The sequence below is a fragment of the Paraburkholderia sp. EG286B genome (genome assembly GCF_040965655.1).
GTDB lineage: Bacteria > Pseudomonadota > Gammaproteobacteria > Burkholderiales > Burkholderiaceae > Paraburkholderia.
Window position 1 is genome coordinate 1 of sequence record NZ_JBFRCF010000121.1, and the last position, 1,199, is coordinate 1,199.

A 1,199-nucleotide genomic window follows, 5' to 3' on the forward strand; every position below is an offset into this window, starting at 1 on the left:
CGGAAGTTCGCGGGATTCGTCTCGCGTTTCGAGTCGGTGTCGAACTCGCGTGATGGCTGCACCTATCGTGTCGAAATCCTCCAGCATCTTGCGGTGCTGGACGGCCCGAGCAACTGCGCGACATACCAGGGCAAGACGTCCGCCGACATCATCCAGGAAGTCATCGAGCGCAATGCCGTGCGCCCCTGGATTCGCGTGGTGCAGCGCCTGCGCCGGCAGCATCCGCAACACCCGTTCCGCTTCCAGTACAACATGGGCGACTGGGCGTATTGCCGGCTGGAGATGGAGCAGGCCGGGCTGTTCACGTTTACCGAGGAGGACCGGCACGGCGAGGTGGTGGTCATTGCCGACGACATCGACGGTTACACGCGTCCGGCCCTCTCGCTGAAGGACCGCTCTCCATCGGGGCTGCATACGTTCGAGGAGTCGATCTATTCGCTGAAGGTGCGTACACGCACCATTCCTGCGTCGTTCATCGTCGCGGACTATGACGCCGACAACCACGCGATGATCTTCCGCGAGGAGGGGCATGCGCGCGACGAGTTCGGCACGGAACAGCATGACGACACGACCATGGGCACGCCCCTGGTGTGGGGCACGCATCACGGCGACGAGGCAGGGGCGAAGCGCGAGGCGACGCTGCGGCACGAGGCGGCGCGTGCGCAGCAGGTCACCGGCAGGGGGAAGTCCACGATGCCCTCGATCCGGCCGGGCTGCATCGTGCAGCCCGATACGCTGGCCGGTGCCGCGGACGGCACGCTTGACGCGAAGGAGGGCCTGTTCGTCTCGAAGGTCGTGCATCGAGGGGCGCGCAACGAGAATTACCGCAATACCTTCCAGGCGATTCCTGCCAGCCGGCCCTACCGGCTGCCGATAGACGAATCGAAGTGGCCGCGCGTGCATACGCTGGGGTTTACGGTGACGTCACCGAATCACTACAGGTACCCCTACCTGGACGCGGAAGGACGCATTGTCGTGCGTTTTCACTGTGACTTCGGCAACTGGCCGAAGGGCGGCGAAAGTATCCCGCTGCGCATGGCCAGGCCCTTTGCGAGCCGCGACCACTCGGGCATGAACCTGCCGCCGGTGGATGGCGACTTCGGTATCGCGGGATTTCTTGAAGGCAATCCCAACAAGCCGGTCGCCGTGGCCTTCATTCCGAATGCCCAAAACCCGGACCTCATCAACAGCTCACGCCG

The 1,199-nt window shown here is 64.2% G+C and carries 1 protein-coding gene; it reads left to right on the plus strand.

Features of this window, described 5'->3' with window-relative positions:
- On the plus strand, window positions 1–1,199 hold a 1,199-nt coding region (locus tag AB4Y42_RS43990; RefSeq protein WP_368697860.1), incomplete at both ends, for a type VI secretion system Vgr family protein.